This is a genomic window from Streptomyces sp. NPDC039424 (genome assembly GCF_055639495.1).
In genome coordinates this window covers 358,478-372,080 of record NZ_JBVKAI010000004.1, presented here as the reverse complement: position 1 = coordinate 372,080, position 13,603 = coordinate 358,478, and the positions used below count along the sequence as shown (strand labels likewise).

10 protein-coding genes are annotated in these 13,603 nt (G+C 74.7%); 6 read left to right on the top strand and 4 right to left on the bottom strand.

Annotation, left to right across the window (positions count from 1 at the left end; all coding sequences use genetic code 11):
* The first annotated feature begins 61 nt into the window (after window positions 1-61).
* Window positions 62-1,543, top strand: a complete 1,482-nt coding sequence (locus ACZ7L0_RS12995) for an FHA domain-containing protein (RefSeq protein WP_471242502.1) — start codon at window positions 62-64, stop codon at window positions 1,541-1,543.
* Window positions 1,544-1,553: 10 nt separating this feature from the next.
* Here the strand turns inward: ACZ7L0_RS12995 and ACZ7L0_RS12990 are convergent, their stop codons facing one another.
* Window positions 1,554-2,543, bottom strand: a complete 990-nt coding sequence (locus ACZ7L0_RS12990) for a methyltransferase domain-containing protein (RefSeq protein WP_471242501.1) — start codon at window positions 2,541-2,543, stop codon at window positions 1,554-1,556.
* Window positions 2,544-2,620: 77 nt separating this feature from the next.
* On the opposite strand from ACZ7L0_RS12990, the gene ACZ7L0_RS12985 reads away from it, so the two are divergent.
* The 4 genes from ACZ7L0_RS12985 to ACZ7L0_RS12970 all read left to right on the top strand — a co-directional run bounded on the left by ACZ7L0_RS12985 (window position 2,621) and on the right by ACZ7L0_RS12970 (window position 10,130).
* Complete coding sequence (locus ACZ7L0_RS12985; RefSeq protein WP_471242500.1) at window positions 2,621-3,034, top strand: globin; 414 nt, start codon at window positions 2,621-2,623, stop codon at window positions 3,032-3,034.
* 130 nt (window positions 3,035-3,164) lie between these two features.
* Entirely contained in the window at window positions 3,165-6,413 is a 3,249-nt protein-coding gene (locus ACZ7L0_RS12980; RefSeq protein WP_471242499.1) for an FtsX-like permease family protein, read from the top strand.
* A complete protein-coding gene (locus ACZ7L0_RS12975; protein ID WP_471242498.1) occupies window positions 6,406-9,144 on the top strand; it encodes an FtsX-like permease family protein in 2,739 nt (912 codons plus the stop codon). Before ACZ7L0_RS12980 ends, ACZ7L0_RS12975 begins: the two co-directional genes overlap by 8 nt.
* A gap of 23 nt (window positions 9,145-9,167) precedes the next feature.
* Window positions 9,168-10,130 (top strand): ABC transporter ATP-binding protein, encoded by a 963-nt coding sequence (locus ACZ7L0_RS12970; RefSeq protein WP_471242497.1) that lies wholly within the window; start codon window positions 9,168-9,170, stop codon window positions 10,128-10,130.
* Between the two features lie 13 nt (window positions 10,131-10,143).
* On the opposite strand, the gene ACZ7L0_RS12965 is transcribed toward ACZ7L0_RS12970, so the two are convergent.
* From ACZ7L0_RS12965 to ettA, 3 genes are read right to left on the bottom strand one after another with little or no spacing between them, the layout of a single operon-like run.
* Complete coding sequence (locus tag ACZ7L0_RS12965; RefSeq protein ID WP_471242496.1) at window positions 10,144-10,818, bottom strand: DUF8185 domain-containing protein; 675 nt, start codon at window positions 10,816-10,818, stop codon at window positions 10,144-10,146.
* Window positions 10,815-11,225: an acyl-CoA thioesterase gene (locus ACZ7L0_RS12960; protein ID WP_471242495.1), complete on the bottom strand. Its 411-nt coding sequence runs from the start codon at window positions 11,223-11,225 to the stop codon at window positions 10,815-10,817. The genes ACZ7L0_RS12965 and ACZ7L0_RS12960 overlap by 4 nt, the downstream gene beginning before the upstream one ends.
* 6 nt (window positions 11,226-11,231) lie before the next feature.
* Window positions 11,232-12,896: an energy-dependent translational throttle protein EttA gene (ettA, locus tag ACZ7L0_RS12955; protein WP_471242494.1), complete on the bottom strand. Its 1,665-nt coding sequence runs from the start codon at window positions 12,894-12,896 to the stop codon at window positions 11,232-11,234.
* A 243-nt stretch (window positions 12,897-13,139) separates the two neighbouring features.
* Between ettA and ACZ7L0_RS12950 the strand changes: the two genes are divergently transcribed.
* A complete protein-coding gene (locus tag ACZ7L0_RS12950; protein WP_471242493.1) occupies window positions 13,140-13,580 on the top strand; it encodes a DUF6086 family protein in 441 nt (146 codons plus the stop codon).
* Window positions 13,581-13,603: the final 23 nt, after the last annotated feature.

Below are 13,603 nucleotides of genomic sequence, written 5' to 3'. Positions count from 1 at the left end.
GAGTCGGAAACGACTCAGAACCGACTCAGCAGGACCCTGCGAGAGAGGGGGAAGCGCCGACATGCCGACCTGCCCGAACGGACACCAGTCGGGTTCCGACGACTGGTGCGAGGTCTGCGGTCACCGCATGGCCGGTGCCGTACCTCCGCCCCCTCCGCCGCCGCCCCCGACCGGCGGCGGCTACGGGTTCCCGCCGCCGCCTCCCGGTCAGGGCGGCCGGCCCGGCGGGCGCCCGCTGTCCTCCGTGCCGAACCACGAGCCGGAGCTCTGCCCGCAGTGCCGCACGCCCCGCGAGGGCGGTGCGCCGTTCTGCGAGGAGTGCCGCTGGAACTTCCTGACCAACACGGCGACCTCGTACACCCCGGCCGCCCCGCGCCCGACCGCGCCCGGCCCGTCCGCCCCCCGCTACCAGCAGCCCGGCCCGTCCTACGGCGGCGGCGACTCGTACGAGTACCAGGGCTCGCGCCCGTCCCAGATGAACCGTCCCGCCGAGCCGATCCCGCCGAACCCCTTCGGCAGCGAGCCGTCGGGACCGACGCCGTTCGGCGGTGAGCGCGGCCCGGGTGGCCCCCGGCAGGGGCCCGGGCAGGGCCCCGGTCCCTCGGGTTTCGGTGGCGACCGCGGTCCCGGCGGCCCCGGCCAGGGTGGTCCGGGCGGTCCCGGCCCGTCCGGTTTCGGCGGCCAGAATCCCGGCGGCCCCCCGCCCTTCGGCCGTGACCCGTCCGGCCCCGGCGGCCCCGGCCCCGGCCACCCCGGTGGTCCCCGCCCCGGTGGCCCCAGTGGTCCTGGCGGCCCCGGTGGTCCTGGCGGCTTCGGCGGCCCTGGCGGCCCCGGCGGCTTCGGCGGCGATCCGTCACGGCCCGCCGCGCCGCCGCCCGGCCCGCCCGCCGGGCCCGGTGGCACGGCCGGTGGTCCCCCGCCCGGGTTCCAGCAGGCCGCTCCGCCCGCCCCGCCCGCCTTCCCGCAGGAGACCCGCCGGCCCCCGGCGGGCAATCCGTCCTTCGGCGGCGGTGACGACGACTGGGTCATCTCCCCGCCGTCGGGCTCCAGCCCGGGCGGCGGCTACGGCTATCCGCAGCCCGGCGCCACCCAGGCCCCGTCCGGCTACCCGCAGGCGCCGCAGGCCCCGCAGGGACCGGCCACCTGGACGGCGACCATCGGCCCGGACCGCGAGTACTTCATGGCGATGATGCAGCGCTCCGGCCCCGAGGCCACGGGCCTGAACCTGCCCGCGTACTCGCCCGAGCAGCAGCGCACGCTCAGCGGCAACCAGGTCACCATCGGCCGCCGCCGGCACTCCACCGGCGACACCCCCGACATCGACCTGTCGGTGCCGCCGGAGGACCCGGGCGTCTCGCACCAGCACGCGGTGCTGGTGCAGCAGCCGGACGGCAGCTGGGCGGTCGTCGACCAGAACTCGACCAACGGCACCACGGTCAACGGCTCCGAGGAACCGATCCAGCCCTACGTGCCGGTGCCGCTGCAGGACGGCGACCGGGTGCACGTGGGCGCCTGGACGACGATCACCATCCGGCGCGGATAAGCGCGGACGCTCAGGGGAGGGGCCAGGTGTACGGCCCCTCCGGGTCGTCCAGCCAGGCCCACTCGCGGTCGCCGACGACCGTGATCCCGTACCGCTCGCGCCGCGGCATGCCCTCGCGTTCCCACAGCGCGTACGCCTCCTGGGGATCGAGGTCGCCCCGGCTCAGCGCCAGCAGGAAGCGGAAGAGCTCCTGCCGACGGGCCCGGCCCGGCAGCCCCTCCAGGGACTCCGGCCCCGGCTCGGGCCGGTGCCCGCCGCGCAGCGGGACGAAGAAGGCGGGCGTGGCCAGGAAGTTGCCCTCGGCATGCCCGGCGTCCCGTACGGTCAGCGCGACCAGTCCGGTGGCGACCGGCGTCAGGATCCGCGCGCCGGGGCGGCACTGGGCGAGCCAGGCGCGCGGCACCGACGGCAGGGCGCAGGTGGCGATGATCCGGTCGAACGGAGCGCGTTCGGGGACTCCGCGCGCCCCGTCACCGGTCACCACGACCGGGTGGTAGCCGGCGGCGTCCAGGTGCCTGCGGGCCGACTCGGTGATCTCCGGCTCCAGGTCGACGGTGGTGACCGGTTCGCCGTCGCCGAGCCGGTGGGCGAGCAGGGCCGCGTTGTAGCCGGTGCCCGCGCCGATCTCCAGCACGCGGTCGCCCTCCGCCACCCGCAGTTCGACGAGCATCTGCGCCATCAGCGAGGGCTGGCTGCTGGAGGAGACCAGCTCGCCGTCGCGCAGCCGGGTGGCCAGCGGGGTGTCGGCGTAGGCCCCGCGCAGCCACCGCTCCCGCGCCTCGGGGTCCGGGCTCTCACCCCATCTGCGCTCGTAGCCGCCGACGACACCGACGTAGTAGTACGGCACGAAGAGGTGCCGCGGCACCGCCGCGAACGCCTCCCGCCACACCGGGTCGTCGTCCCAGACCCGGCTCGCGTCGATCTCCCGCACCAGCGCGGCCCGCGCGGCGGCGGCGAGTTCGGCGAGGTTCCCCTCGTCATCGAGAGCGTACGAGCTCATGCGTCCACTGTGCTGCGCCGGGCGGCCGGAGGCGAGTGGTCCTAAGCCTTGAGTCCTCGGCCGGGGTGTCTGAGACCATGGGGGACGTGAAAGAGATTCGGCGCGGCACGCTTCAGGAGAAGACCTTCTACGAGCAGGTCGGCGGGGAGGAGACCTTCCGCCGGCTGGTCCACCGTTTCTACCAGGGAGTCGCCGGGGATCCGCTGCTCAAGCCGATGTACCCGGAGGAGGACCTGGGCCCGGCCGAGGAGCGGCTCACCCTCTTCCTCATCCAGTACTGGGGCGGCCCGACGACGTACAGCGACAACCGCGGCCACCCCCGCCTGCGGATGCGCCACGCCCCCTTCACCGTCGACCGGGCGGCGCACGACGCCTGGCTGCGGCACATGCGCGAGGCGGTCGACGAGCTGGGCCTGTCCGAGGAGCACGAGCACCAGCTGTGGAACTACCTGACGTACGCCGCCGCCTCGATGATCAACACGTCTGACTGACCCGGCCGGCCGGGGCCCACCCGGGTGCCCCCGGCGGTCACAATCCGGTCAAGTCCGCCCCACAACCGCTTACCCCCGGTCCGTCCCCTCTGACAACATCGCCCGGAGGTCTGGACAACGGGGGGACCGGATGAGGGGGTTGGTCGTCCTGCGCGCGCGGGCGCACCGTCTGCTGCTCGCCGCCGCGCTGCTCACCGTCCTGCTGACCACGGCGGTGCTGGCGACACTCACGGCGTACTCGGGCGCGATCGGCGACGCGGCGCTGCGCCACTCCCTGGCCGACCCGGGCAACGCCGCCGACACCGCCCTGATCGTCAAGGCGGACGTGCCCGCGGACCGGCGCACGGCCGCGGACACCGCCGTACGCCGAGGCGCCCGGCGGACCTTCGACGGGCTGCCGGTGACCGTACGGACGCTGGTGCGCTCCGGCCCGTACGCGCTGCCCCGCTCGCTCCAGCCCCCCGCCGAACGCTCCGGGGACCCCGACCTCACCTACTTCGCCGCGCTCGACCGCACACAGCTGCGGCTGGTCGCCGGACGGTTACCGCACGGGCCGGGAGAGGTGGCTCTGCCCCGGAGCGCCGCCCAGCGGCTCGGGCTGGCGCCCGGCGCCCGGCTCACCCTGGCCGACCGGCTGGACGGCCCGCCGGTGCGGGTCCGGGTGACGGGGCTGTACCGGCCGGTCTCGGCGACCGCGCCGTACTGGCAGCTGGACGACCTGCTGGGCCGCGGGATCAAGAAGTCCGGTTTCACCACGTACGGCCCCCTGCTCGCCGACCCTTCCGTCCTCACCGGCGGGAAGGTGAGCGCGGGGCAGTCGGCGTGGCTGGCGTCGGCCGACTTCGCCGCGGTGACGACCGGACGGATCGGCGCGCTGCGCACCACGGCCCGCACGGGGAGCGCCGCGCTGCGGCAGCCCGCCGCGCTGAGCGGGGTCACCGCCGCGACCACCTCGCTGCCCGACGTCCTGGACCGCGTCGACCGCGCGCTGCTCGTCTCCCGCTCCACCCTCCTCGTCGTCGCGCTCCAGCTGGCCCTGCTCGCCGGATACGCCCTGCTGCTCGTGGCCCGGCTGCTGAGCACGGAACGGGCGGGCGAGACACGGCTGCTGCGGGCGCGCGGAGCTTCCCGGGCGCGGATCGCGGGCCTGGCCGCCGGGGAGGCGCTGCTGCTCGCGCTGCCCGCCGCGCTCTGCGCCCCGCTGCTCGCCGGCCCGCTGACCGGGCTGCTGGCCGGGCGGGGCGCACTGGCCCGCATCGGCCTCCACCTGGACACGGCGGCCACCGGGCGCACCGGGGTGTGGCTGGTGGCGGCGGGCGTGGCCCTGGGGTGCGCGGTGGCGGTGGCGGCGCCGGCGCTGTCGTACGGCGAAGGGGGTCTGCGACCGGGCCGGTCCCGGGCGCTGCCCGCTCCCCTGCGCGCCGGTGCCGACATCGGGCTCCTGCTGGTGGCCGGGGTGGCGTACTGGCAGCTGGAACGGCAGACGACCGGTGCCGTCGGCGCCGACCGGACCGGCGCCCTGGGCATCGATCCGCTGCTGGTCGCGGCGCCCGCGCTGGCGCTGCTCGCGGGGACGGTGCTGACGCTGCGGCTGCTGCCGCCGGTGGCGCGGCTCGCCGAGCGGCGGGCGGCGGCCGGGCGGGGGCTGTCGGCGGCGCTGGCGGGCTGGCAGTTCAGCCGCCGTCCGAGGCAGGGCGCGGGGCCGGTACTGCTGCTGGTGCTGGCCGTGGCGCTCGGCATGCTGGCGATCGGGCAGGGCGCCTCCTGGAACCGTTCGCAGGACGACCAGGCCGACTTCCGGGCGGGCGCGCCGGTGCGTGTGCTCGGCGCCGGGGACGGCGGACTCGGCCGCACCGAGGTCTACGCCGCCCTGCCTCACGTACGCGACGCAGCCCCCGCCGTCCGCTCCGCGCAGCCGCTGTCCGGCGACCGCACGGCCACCGTGCTGGCGCTGGACACGGCGCACGCGGCGGACGAGGTGCTGATGCGCCGGGACCTGGCGGACGATCCGGTACGGCCGCTGCTGGCCGGGCTGACGACGAAGGGCTCCCCGGCCGGAGCCCGGGTCCCGGCCGGCACCGCGCGGCTGCGGCTGACGGCGGGGGTGCGCAGTTCGACGGGCCCGGGGACAACGGTGGACGTCACGGCCACCCTGGAGGACGGCCACGGGGTGCCGTACGAGCTGCCGTTCGGGCAGCTGACCGCCGACGGCCGCCCGCACACCCTGACCCTCGACCTGACCTCCTCCCCCGGCCCGGCCACGCTCACCGGGCTGCGTCTCGACATGACCCAGCCCGCGGAACGCGCCGAACACCACCGCCTCACCGTCTCGGAGCTGACCGCCACCGGCACCGACGGCACGGTGCGGCGGCTGGACCTCCCGGCCGCCTGGACCGGGTCCGCGCAGACCGGCGGAGCGGCGATCAAGAACCCGAAGACCGGCCCGACCCGGCCGCGCGTGGTCTCCGCCCGGCCGCTGACCGTCGAGTACGGCACCGGGTACCTCCCGGGCAAGAACATCTGGACGATCGCCACGGTGTCCGTGCTGCTGGGGGTGGAACAGCCTGCCGCGCCCGAGGTCACGGCCCTCGCCACCGACCGCTTCCTGAGCTCCGCGGGCGCCCGCGCCGGGCAGCGCGTCGAGCTCACCCTCGGCGGCCAGAACCTGCCGGTGCGGATCGTCCGGTCCGTCCGCGCCCTGCCCACCACCGCCGACCCGGCGAACTCCGGCGAACGCGACGGCGGGGCCGTCCTGATCGACCTGCGGTCCGTGAACCGGGCGCTGCAGGCGCGCTACGGCACGAGCGTCACGCCCACCGAGTGGTGGCTCGGCACCGCGCCGGGCGACGCGGCCGGGGTGGCCGCCGCCGTGCGCGCGCTGGCGGACGTCGATCCCGGGCAGGTGATGGTGCGGGACGAGATCGCGGCCGAACTGCGCGACGACCCCTTCGGCGCGGGCCCCGAGGCCGCGTTCGCCGCGGCGGCCGTGGTGGCGGCGGCGCTGGCCGCGGTCGGCTTCGCGGTGAGCGCGACCGGGTCGCTGCGGGAGCGCACCGCCGAGTTCGCCGTCCTGCGCGCCCTGGGCGCCCCACGCCGCCGGCTCGCCCGGACCGTCGCCGCCGAGCAGGGCGTCCTGGTGGGCCTAGCCCTGCTGGTGGGCGTCGCCCTGGGCACCGTACTGACCCGGGCCGTGCTCCCGCTGATCGTCCTGACCGCCGAGGCCACCCACCCCGTACCGAAGCTGCTGGTCCAGCTGCCGCCCGGCCAGGTGGCGGTGCTGCTCGCGGCCGTCGCGGCCACGCCGCTGGCGGTGACGGCGGTACTGGCGCTGCGCCGGGCGGATCCGGCGACCGGTCTGCGCAACCAAGGAGGTGAGTGAGGTGAGCCTGCCCGTGATCGCCCCGTGGATCCGTACCCGGCTGCGGGCCGCGCCGCTCGCCGCGGTCGCGCTCGCGCTGCTGGTGGCGGTGACCGCGTGTCTGGCCGGGGCGTTCCCGCGTGCCCTCGACCGGTACGAGGACGCGGGGCTGCTGCGCGCCGCACGGCAGGCGCGGCCCGACCGGACGACCGTGCGGGTCTCCGCCCCGCAGCCGGACATCGGCATGCCGCCGCAGGAACGCGCGGCGGCCATGCGCCCGGCGGCGTTGCGCGCGCAGCACGCGAAGCTGCTCACCGCCGTCGAGCGGCCCCTGGTGGTGGACCGCGGCCAGTCGGCGTACGGCGTGGCCACCACCGAGCATCCCGCCGTGCCCGAGCCATGGATACCCCGCCCGACCGGTCTGCCCGGCCATGTCGCGCTCTTCGCGCAGAGCGGGCTCGCCGACCACGCGGCCGTGCGCGAGGGCCGGCTGCCGCGCGCGCCCGGCACGGCGGACGAGAAGGCCACCGAGGTGGAGGCCGCCGTCACCGCCGCCACCGCCAAAAGCCTGCACATCAAGAACGGTGCCGTCATCCACGTCCCCGGCGTGGCCCGCGGCCCGCTCACCGTCCGCGTCACCGGCATCCTCACCCCGCGCGACCCGGCCGGCGCCTACTGGTCGGCCCAGCCCCTGCTGCGCGACCCGACCCTGGTCAGCGTGCCCACACCCGGCCCGGACCCGCAGCAGTACTGGCTCGGCGCCCTGCTGCTGCACCCGGAGGCGGCCCCCGTGATGCTGGGCGCGGCGGGCGACCCGGAGCGCTACTGGCACCTCGCCCCTCGCCTGGACCGGCTGCACGCCCGCGACCTGGGCGGCCTCAGGTCCGCCGTCGCCGCCCTGGAGTCCGGCCCCGGCCTGCAGCGCGCCCGCGCCGTCACCGGCTACGGCGGCGAAGTCGGCACCGGCCTGGACGACGTCCTCACCTCCTTCTCCCGGCTCCGCTCGGGCATCGGCCCGCTGGTCGCCGTGGCCGCGTTCGGCACCGGCACGGTCGCCGCCGTCGTCCTGCTCATGGCGGGCGGCCTCACCGCCGACCGCCGCCGCGCCGAACTCGCCCTGCTCCGCGCCCGCGGCGCGTCCCTGCCCGGCCTCACCGGCCGGCTGTGCGCCGAGACGGCCGTGGTCGCCGTGCCCGCGGGCGCGCTCGGCCTCACGGCCGCGCTGCTCGCCGTGCCCGAGGGCCGCCCCGGGTACGCCGTCGCCGCCGCCCTCGCCGTGACCGTGACCGCCTGCGCCGCGCTTCCGCTGCGAGCCGCCCTCACCCACCGGTCCGTACGCGTCACCGGCCCCCGCGAGGACGTGGCGTCCGTACGACCGTCCCGGCGCCGTACGGTCGCCGAGCTCACGCTGCTCGTGCTGGCGGCGGCGGCCGTGGAGGCGCTGCGCAGGCGGGGTGCTTCGGGGTCCGCCGGGGACCAACTGGTGGCGCTGGCGCCCGTGCTGGTGGGGATGATCGCGGCGCTGGTGCTGGTCCGCCTGTACCCGCTGGTGCTGCGCCGGCTGGCCCGCCCGGCCGGACGGCTGCGCGGGGCGGTCGGCCACCTGTCCCTGGCCCGCGCGGCCCGCTCCTCGGTCTCCGCCGTGCTGCCCCTGCTGGCGCTGCTGACCGCGCTCACCACCGCCGCGTTCGGCGGCTCGGTCCTGGCGGGCGTGGACGAGGCCCGCGACCGGGCGGCGCTGCTCACCGTCGGCGCGGACGCCCGCGTCGACTCCGACGCCCCGCTGCCGGCCGGCCTCGCCGCCCGGGCCCGCGACGTGTCCGGCGTGCGCGGGGTGGCGGCGGTGAGCATCGCCTACCAGGCGAAGCCGGAGGACGGGCAGGACTCGGTGCCGCTGGTGGGCGTGGATCCGGGGACGTACGGGAAGCTGGTGACCGGGACGGGGATCGGGGCCTTCGGCGAAGGGCGGCTGCAGCGCCCGGCGGCGAAGACGGCCCCGCTTCCCGCCCTGGCGTCCCCCTCGGTCGCGAAGACATACGGCACCCGTCCTTTCCCGGTCCGGCTGGAGGACGGCAGCGCGGTCACCGTCCGGATCACCGTCGTCCGGGACCGAACCCCGGCCCTGCCCGGCGCCGACTTCCTGGTCGTGGACCGCGCCGGGCTCGGCTCCGGCGCCGCCCCGCCGACCGCGCTGCTGCTGACGGGCGACCACGTGGACGCCCGCGCGCTGCGGCGTGCCGCGGGCGGCTCGACCACCGTGCATCTGCGGTCCGAGGAACGGGCCCGGTACGCCGACTCGCCGCTCCAGTCCGGCGCCGAGCGGGTGTACACGGCGGCGGTGGCGGCGGGCGCCGGGTACGCCGTCCTCGCCCTGCTCCTCGCGCTGCTGCGCGCCGCCCCCGAACGCGCCGCGCTTCTCGCCCGGCTGCGCACCATGGGCCTGACCCGTTCCCAGGGCCGCCGCCTCCTCGTCCTGGAGTCCCTCCCGCAGGCCCTGCTCGCCGCGACCGGCGGCGCCCTCACGGGCTGGGCCGCCACCCGCCTCCTCTCCCCCGGCATCGACCTCACCACCATCGCCCTCGCCTCGTCCCAGACCCCGGTCGGCACGGCCGAACTGCGGACCGACCCGCTGTCGCTGACGCTTCCGGCGGTGGCGGTCGTGCTGGTGACGGTGGGGGTCGCGGGGGCGCAGGCCTGGTGGACGGGGCGGCGGGGGGCGGTGGGTGAGCTGAGGGCGGGGGATGCGCGATGACCGCCCACCGTTCAGGAGACCCGATGACGACGAACCCCACCCTCACCGACCTGACCACCCGGGCCACCGCACACCGCGACCGCCCCGCCTATGGCCACGACGCCCTGATCACCTGCGACCGTCTCGTCCGTATCTTCACCACGGACGGCGTCGAGGTGCAGGCCCTCCAGGGCCTCGACCTGCTGGTCCGCAAGGGCGAGCTCATGGCCCTGGTCGGCGCCTCCGGCAGCGGCAAGTCCACGCTGATGAACATCCTGGCCGGGCTCGACACCCCCACCGCGGGAGCCGCCCGGGTGGCCGGCCGCGACCTGCTCACCATGACCGCCAAGGACCGCCTCGCCTACCGCCGCGAGGTCGTCGGCTTCGTCTGGCAGCAGACCTCGCGCAACCTCCTGCCGTACCTGACCGCCGCCCAGAACGTGGCCCTGCCGATGCGGCTGGCCGGCGCCCGCCGTCGCGGAAGCCGCCGCGCCCACGCCGAACGCGCCCTGGAACTGCTGGAGTTGCTGGAGGTCGCCGACTGCCGTGACCGCCGCCCCCAGGAGATGTCCGGCGGCCAGCAGCAGCGCGCCGCCATCGCGGTCGCCCTCGCGGGCGCCCCGGAGGTCCTGCTCGCCGACGAACCCACCGGTGAACTCGACTCCCGCACGGCGGCGCAGATCTTCGACGCCTTCCGCACGGCGAACGAACACCTCGGCACCACCATCGTCATCGTCACCCACGACCAGGCGGTGGCCGGCGAGGTCCGCCGCACGGTCGCCATCCGCGACGGCCGCACCTCCACGGAGGTCCTGCGCCGCAGCGAGGTCGACGCCGCCACCGGCCACGAGACGGTGGTCGCCCGCGAGTACGCCATGCTGGACCGCGCCGGGCGCCTCCAGCTCCCCGCCGACTACACCGAGGCCCTCGGGATGCGCGACCGCGTCGCCCTGGAGCTGGAACCGGACCACATCGGCATCTGGCCGGACGACAGCGAACGGGACTGACGGCCGGCCGGGCTCAGCGCACGCTGATGCCGAGGCCCCCGAGCCCGCTCCGCCGTACCGCGATCGATCCGTACGGCGTACGCAGCCGCAGCCAGGCCCCCGAAGAGAACAGCCCGACCTCACCGGCCCCGGCGGCCCGCAGGAATCCCAGCGACTGGGCCGCGTGCACGGCCCGCACCGGCAACGGGGTCTCCCCGACCGTCCGGGACCAGATGTCCCGCCCGATCGTGTCGAGCTCCGTCCGCGTCCGGCGCTCCGCCGCCAGGTCCTGGGTACGGGCCCGGAACTCGGCGACGGCCGCGGCGACCATCGCGCGCAGGGAGTCCACCGCGGGCAGCCCCGGCTCCGGCCGCCAGCCGCCGCGCGGCGGCAGCACACCGGCCCACGGCGGGCCGGTCACCGCGGCCGGCACGGCGGCCGTGGCCGCCTGCTCGTGCACGGACTCCAGCAGCTCACCGGCGGACACGGTCACGTCGAGGGTGACGTCCAGACCGTTCTCGTACGGCTTGGCGAGCCGCACCGCGCGGATCGCCAGCACCTCGAAGGACGGCGGTCGCCCGAACACGGCGAGCGCGGTGCCCGCCGCCTGGAGGCGCACCGCGGCGGAACGGTCGTAGTGGAGCAGCCGGGAGAGGAAGGCGGCGAGGTCCGCCGCCTCCCCGTCGTCGGCGAGATGGAGCACCGTCATGCGGCGACGGCCTTCTCCTCGTCGTCCATGTACTCCTGGAGGAACTCGCGCTCCTCCGCGGTGATCCGGCGCGGCCGCTCGGCCTCGAAGTCGAACGGCACGACCACCGTGGAGGCACGCACATAGACCAGGTCGTCGTCCTTCACCTCGTAGGTGATGGTGAAGGACGCGGCCCTGATCTCGGTGACCCACAGCTCGACGTCCACCGGGTGGTGCCGGTGGACGAGCTGCCGCTTGTAGTCGATCTCGTGGCGCGCCACGACGGACCCCTGCTTGAACTCCTTTTCCGGGCGGAACAAGAAGTCGATGCGGGCTTCCTCCAGGTAGCGGATGAAGACCGCGTTGTTGACGTGGCCGTACGCGTCCATGTCCGACCAGCGCAGCGGGCAGCGGTAGATGTGACGCAAGATCGATCAGCCCCGGGTCAGCTTCTTGTAGGTGGCACGGTGCGGACGCGCGGCGTCCGGTCCGAGCCGCTCGATCTTGTTCTTCTCGTACGACTCGAAGTTGCCCTCGAACCAGAACCACTTGGAGTCACCCTCGTAGGCGAGGATGTGCGTGGCGACGCGGTCCAGGAACCACCGGTCGTGGGAGACGACCACGGCGCAGCCCGGGAACTCCAGCAGCGCGTTCTCGAGGCTGGACAGGGTCTCGACGTCCAGGTCGTTGGTCGGCTCGTCGAGGAGCAGCAGGTTGCCGCCCTGCTTGAGGGTGAGCGCGAGGTTGAGCCGGTTGCGCTCACCGCCGGAGAGGACCCCGGCCGGCTTCTGCTGGTCCGGGCCCTTGAAGCCGAAGGCGGAGACGTACGCCCGCGAGGGCATCTCGACCTGCCCGACATTGATGTAGTCGAGCTCGTCGGAGACAACGGCCCAGAGCGTCTTCTTCGGGTCGATGTTCTCGCGGCTCTGGTCGACGTACGAGATCTTGACGGTCTCGCCGACCTTGATGCTGCCGGCGTCGGGCGTCTCCAGCCCCTGGATCATCTTGAAGAGCGTGGTCTTGCCGGCGCCGTTCGGACCGATGACCCCGACGATGCCGTTGCGCGGCAGCGTGAAGGACAGGTCCTCGATCAGCACCTTCTCCCCGAAGGCCTTGTTGAGCTTGTCCACCTCGACGACGACGTTGCCGAGCCGCGGCCCCGGCGGGATCTGGATCTCCTCGAAGTCCAGCTTCCGCATCTTGTCGGCCTCGGCGGCCATCTCCTCGTACCGGGCCAGACGCGCCTTGGACTTGGCCTGCCGTCCCTTGGCGTTGGACCGCACCCACTCCAGCTCTTCCTTGAGCCGCTTGGCGCGCTTGGCGTCCTTCTGGCCCTCGACCTTGAGGCGGGTCTGCTTGGTCTCCAGGTACGTGGAGTAGTTGCCCTCGTACGGGTAGGCACGGCCCCGGTCGAGTTCGAGGATCCACTCGGCGACGTTGTCGAGGAAGTACCGGTCGTGGGTGATGGCCACGACCGTTCCCGCGTACTTGGCGAGGTGCTGCTCCAGCCAGTTCACGGACTCGGCGTCGAGATGGTTGGTGGGCTCGTCGAGGAGCAGCAGGTCGGGCGCCTCGAGGAGCAGCTTGCACAGCGCGACGCGGCGCTTCTCACCACCGGAGAGGGTGGTGACGGGCCAGTCCCCGGGCGGGCAGCCCAGCGCGTCCATGGCCTGCTCGAGCTGCGCGTCGAGGTCCCATGCGTTCGCATGGTCGAGGTCCTCCTGCAGCTTGCCCATCTCGTCGAGCAGGGCGTCGGAGTAGTCCGTGGCCATCAGCTCGGCGATCTCGTTGAACCGGTCGAGCTTGCCCTTGATCCCGGCGACACCGTCCTGGACGTTCTCCAGTACGGTCTTCGCCTCGTCGAGCTTGGGCTCCTGCATCAGGATGCCGACGCTGTAACCGGGCGAGATGAAGGCATCGCCGTTCGACGGCTGCTCCAGCCCGGCCATGATCTTCAGCACGGTCGACTTACCGGCACCGTTCGGACCGACGACGCCGATCTTCGCCCCCGGCAGGAAGTTCAGGGTGACGTCGTCGAGGATCACCTTGTCGCCGTGCGCTTTGCGCGCCTTGCGCATGGTGTAAATGAACTCAGCCAAGAGAAACCGTCCGGCAGCTTGAAATCTGGCAGTGGGCAGATACACCCCATCTTGCCGTACCGCCACCCCTGCGCGGAAACGCGTAAGGCTCGATCCCCCTGACCTGCGCTTTCCCTGCCGACGACTACTGCCCGACCGTCCCCGCCGACCGCCGCCGCCGCCGGACAGCCCAGGGACGGCGTCGGCGCTGGCGATGATCCGGCTGGATACGCTCCTTGTCATGATCAGCTGAAGGGTGCCGTGATGAGCCAGTACTTCGACATGGGCGACGAGACCCTGTGGAACCCCTCCAATGGAGCTTCCCGTCTGTTCCTGCGCCAGGTGACGGTCTTCGAGGCGGAGCTGGAAGTCTCGTCGGGTATCGGGCCGATGGAGAACGACGAGTGCCAGATCGACCCGGCGACCTTCGAGATCTTCGTCCACGCCCTGCTGGCGCGGCATCGAAGAGCGAGCCATGCCATAGTGCTCGCGCTCTCCGAAGGGTTCACCACCACCGTGCTGGTCCTCGCGGAGCGCGCCGGGATCAGGGTGGACTGGGCACAGCTCGGAGCTGCCCCGGATGGCGCACTCGGCGATGTGCAGATTTCCGCGACCACGGGGATGTCCGCTCCGCCCGAGGACCGAGCCTGGGCGGCGGGACTGCGCGGGAAGGCACGAGAACTCGGAGCACGCATGCCTCGCTGACCAGGGCACCCACGTGTGGCGGG